We start from the raw sequence: 4,113 nt of genomic DNA on the forward strand, positions 1-4,113 counted from the left end.
CCGACGCGAGGATCGGCGCGGCCGCCGGCAATGCGGACGGCACGCCGCCGACCGCCCCGCTGCCCGCCGACAGCCCTGGCGCGGTGGCCTGCCCGGGCGGCGTCGCGAAGAACTCCGACGCGAGCCGCGCGAGTGCCGCCGGGTCGGGCAGGCCCGCCGGCAGCGGCGCGTGCGGCAGCGCGAGCGCGTCGCTGCTTGCCGAGCCGGGATTAACGGTAGGTGTCGGGATAGTCATGGTACTTGGCGATTTCGACGTCATCGAGGACAGCCAGCGCATCCGGTGAATGGACCGCGAGCGAGCAGTACAGCGAGATCAGGTACGACGCGATCGCCTGGTTGTTGATCCCCATGAAGCGCACCGACAGGCCCGGCCCCTGCTCGCCCGCGACGCCCGGCTGATAGAGGCCGACGACGCCCTGGCGCTTGTCGCCGACGCGCACCAGCAGAATCTTGGTCTTGCCGTCCGCGACAGGCACCTTGTCCGACGGGATCAGCGGAATGCCGCGCCACGTGAGGAATTGCGAGCCGAACAGGCTGACCGTCGGCGGCGGCACGCCGCGCCGCGTGCATTCGCGGCCGAACGCGGCGATCGCGAGCGGGTGCGTGAGGAAGAACGCGGGTTCCTTCCACACCTTGGTCAGCAGCTCGTCGAGATCGTCCGGCGTCGGTGCGCCCGTCAGCGGGAAGATCCGCTGTTCGTCGGTCACGTTCGCGAGCAGACCGTAATCCGGGTTGTTGATCAGCTGGCTTTCCTGCAGCTCCTTGATCGTCTCGATCGTCAGGCGCAGCTGCTCCTTGATCTGGTCATGAGGACTGCTGTAGAGATCGGAGATGCGCGTATGCACGTCGAGCACCGTGCTCACCGCATTCAGGAAATACTCGCGCGGCTGTTCTTCGTACGGCACGAAGGTCTGCGGCAGCACGCTTTCGTCCTCGAGCTGCGTGCATGCGGCGCGCACGGCCTCCGGGTTCTTCACCTGGTTCAGGCGATAGATGCCGGCCTCGACCGGCACCCATTGCAGCAGATGGGTCAGCCAGCGCGGCGTGATCGTGGAAAGCTGGGGGACGGTCTTGGTAGCGTTCGCTAGTTGGCGGGCGGCGTGATCGCTCAGCGCGGCCGTGCCGCTTGCAACGGTCGACATGTGTGGCTCCGGATTCTTAAGATGAAAAACGGGATTGCTTATGACGCTTGGTGATTATCGGAAGCACGCACCTGCCGGCTCAACATGCTATAGCCGTCACACGGCACAACCGAAGGGGAAAAACCGGGATGCCGTCAGGTGACGTACACGCCGGGCAGCAGCGTCGAGATCGACACGTCGAATGCGCGTGCGATCTTGTCGGCGGTAACGATCGATGCGATCGCCTCGCCGCGCTCGATCTCGCCGACATACGAACGGTTCAGCCCCGCGTGTTCGGCGAGTTGCTCCTGCGACCACGTCCGTGCTTCGCGCAGCTTGCGCACGTTGGCGCCGAAGTGCTGGATCAGGTCGCTCATGTCGTCACCTGCGTGTCGGGCACCGGCTCAGCCGGCTCGCGCCGCGTGCGCGGTGCGGCATTCGCTTCGCTGCGCAGCACGGCCTGCGTGACGTTCGCGCCGGCCGGCACGTCCTGCGTGAGCCACACGTTGCCGCCGATCACCGCGCCGCGGCCGATCGTGACGCGGCCCAGGATCGTTGCACCTGCATAGATCACGACGTCGTCCTCCACGATCGGATGGCGCGCGAGCCCTTTCTCCAGATGGCCGGCCGCATCGCGCGGGAAACGCTTGGCTCCGAGCGTGACGGCCTGGTACACGCGCACGCGCTCGCCGATGATCGCGGTCTCGCCGATCACGACGCCCGTGCCGTGATCGATGAAGAAGCCGCCGCCGATGCGCGCGCCCGGATGAATGTCGATGCCGGTTTCCGCGTGAGCCTGCTCGGCGATGATCCGCGCGAGCAGCGGCAACCCGAGCCGGTACAACTCGTGCGCGAGCCGATGATGGATCATTGCGAGAATGCCGGGATAGCAAAGCAGCACTTCGTCGACGCTGCCCGCGGCCGGATCGCCATGGAACGCGGCCAGCACGTCGCTGTCGAGCAGCCGGCGGATATCCGGCAAGCGCGCGGCGAATGCCTGCACGGCCGTGGACGCCGTTTCGTCGATCCGTGCGTCGGCGTTGCGTTGACGCGCGGCGTAGCGCAACTCCAGCGTCACTTGCGCGAGCAGCGCGTTCAATGCCGCGTCGAGTGCATGGGCCACATAGAAGTTCTCGCTTTCCTGGCGCAGGTCGGGTGGCCCGAGCCGCATCGGGAACAGCACGCCCTTCAGCGCGCCGATGATCTGCGCAAGCGCCTCGCGCGCCGGCAGGTCGCGCCCGCCCGGTTCGAGTGAGCGCCGCTGCTTCTCGCGCCATGCGCGGCGCTCCGTCTGCAGCGACTGAACGATGTCGTCGATTTCGAATGCGGCCATGCCGACTTCTCCCCGTAACGGCCGTGACTCAGTCCTGCGCCCACGGCAGGTCGCGATAGCGCCAGCCGTTCCGGCCGCCGCGATGCTGCCGCTCGTCGAGGTCGCCCTCGAACCCTTCGAGCACGTTGAATACCTGCGTGAACCCGGCCTTCGCCGCGGCCTCGGCCGCCTGCGCGGACCGGTTGCCGCTGCGGCACAACAGCAGCACCACCGCGTCCTTGCCGGTCTTCGCTTCCAGTTCGCGCACGAAGCGCGGGTTGCGCGTCAGGCTCGTGCCGGTCGCCCACGGCACATGCAGCGACTCCGGCACGTGGCCGACGAATTTGCGTTCCTCCGCGGTGCGCACGTCCACCAGCAACGCGTCGCCGGCGGAGAACAGCGCCCACGCCGCTTGCGGCGCCACGCCGCCCGCGTAAGGCGTGCCCGCCGATGCGGCCGCCGCGCGGGCGTCCTCGAGCGCCTGCTGTGCGGCGGTTCGTTCTTCCAATGCAAAAGTCATGACGCTTCCTTGTTCTCGCAGATTCGTATGAACAAACACCCTGGGAATGCGGCCGGTGCAGCTTGCGTGCTGTCTATAGCCGTCAGCCCCACTATGCGAGCGCGCTCGGGGAAGCAGAACCAATAAAAATTCATTTCCTAATCAGCGGCGCGTGAAATGCAATAGCAGAGGACCGCTATTGGGGCGGGGTCGTGCGGGGGATGTGAAGAGATGACCGTTCGATGTCATGCATCGAAGGCTTTTGAAAGGCGTCCGAGCCGTGAAGTCACGAGCGGCGCGCTGCGCGTCGTCATGGAATTGAAACGAGCACTGCAACCGCGAGGATCCGGGTAGCTTTCATGAGCGCGCTCCCTGGAGGAAGTCGGGTATCGATCACCGGGCGCCCGACGCGAAGGTCTGGCACCGAACTTTTGCTGCGTGTCGACAGCAGAACCCGCTCACGTATCCGGCATGTTTCAGCAACATGGCGTCAGCACGATCCGATGCTTCTGAAGCGGCGATAGATCCAGTGCGATACAAACATGCCGGTCTTACCTCGCTTGCACGGACGATAACGATTCAGGCGCTGCAAGGTACAGACGCAGTGTCGTACGCACGCGCGTCACACGACTTCATCACCGGATAACGCACCTGACAGACGAATCGGATCGAGAGGTCGCGCGTATCTACATTCATGAAGCAATGCGAAGCATTCTCGCCTGAAACACATTCTGACAATCCCCGTTCATTGCCACGGCCTTTGCGCGCATTTTTCCGGAATCGGCGTTTTTCCTGTGACCCAAAATCGTTATGCTTGCCGCCTCGTTCCGGTTCTTCATTGATTCGGATACTTATCGATTATTTCGATATCGATCCGATGACGGAGAAACGTATCAGGCCTGTCAAGGAGTCTGGATGACCGATTCATTTCCCGATCCGCGACCGGTAGCGGACACACCCACCGACGAACCGGCCACTGAGGCCGGGTTGCCTGACGCACCTGCGTCGCGCCCTGAACCGCCATCGATCATCGTCGGCCGTGTCGAAGGGATGACGATGTTCGCGAAGAACACGCCGCTTATCTGCATCAGGCAGATGCCCTTGCCCGGCGTCGTGATCTTCGTGCATGGCGTGAACTCGGAGGGCGAATGGTTCGATGCGACGGAGGATGGGCTGTGCAA

5 protein-coding genes and 1 pseudogene are annotated in these 4,113 nt (G+C 64.7%); 1 reads left to right on the forward strand and 5 read right to left on the reverse strand.

Annotated elements, in window-relative coordinates; all coding sequences use genetic code 11:
- The 5 genes and pseudogenes from J7024_RS36475 to J7024_RS36495 all read right to left on the reverse strand — a co-directional run.
- Window positions 1–235, reverse strand: a pseudogene (locus J7024_RS36475) (family 2A encapsulin nanocompartment cargo protein cysteine desulfurase); the annotation flags it as partial.
- The gene (locus J7024_RS36480; RefSeq protein ID WP_096500367.1) at window positions 210–1,142 is read right to left on the reverse strand and encodes a family 2A encapsulin nanocompartment shell protein; all 933 of its coding nucleotides are present in this window, start codon (window positions 1,140–1,142) and stop codon (window positions 210–212) included. The gene J7024_RS36480 and the pseudogene J7024_RS36475, both read right to left, overlap by 26 nt.
- Window positions 1,143–1,276: 134 nt before the next feature.
- Window positions 1,277–1,498 (reverse strand): helix-turn-helix domain-containing protein, encoded by a 222-nt coding sequence (locus tag J7024_RS36485; RefSeq protein WP_006749621.1) that lies wholly within the window; start codon window positions 1,496–1,498, stop codon window positions 1,277–1,279.
- Window positions 1,495–2,454 (reverse strand): serine O-acetyltransferase EpsC, encoded by a 960-nt coding sequence (epsC, locus tag J7024_RS36490; RefSeq protein ID WP_124830770.1) that lies wholly within the window; start codon window positions 2,452–2,454, stop codon window positions 1,495–1,497. The genes J7024_RS36485 and epsC overlap by 4 nt, the downstream gene beginning before the upstream one ends.
- 28 nt (window positions 2,455–2,482) lie before the next feature.
- Window positions 2,483–2,953: a rhodanese-like domain-containing protein gene (locus J7024_RS36495; RefSeq protein ID WP_124830769.1), complete on the reverse strand. Its 471-nt coding sequence runs from the start codon at window positions 2,951–2,953 to the stop codon at window positions 2,483–2,485.
- A gap of 894 nt (window positions 2,954–3,847) precedes the next feature.
- Between J7024_RS36495 and J7024_RS36500 the strand changes: the two genes are divergently transcribed.
- Window positions 3,848–4,113, forward strand: a 266-nt coding sequence (locus tag J7024_RS36500) for a T6SS effector phospholipase Tle3 domain-containing protein (RefSeq protein WP_442861916.1), incomplete at its 3' end; no start/stop codon positions are given.

This window comes from Burkholderia sp. WTPI3, from assembly GCF_021483755.1.
Taxonomy (GTDB): domain Bacteria; phylum Pseudomonadota; class Gammaproteobacteria; order Burkholderiales; family Burkholderiaceae; genus Burkholderia.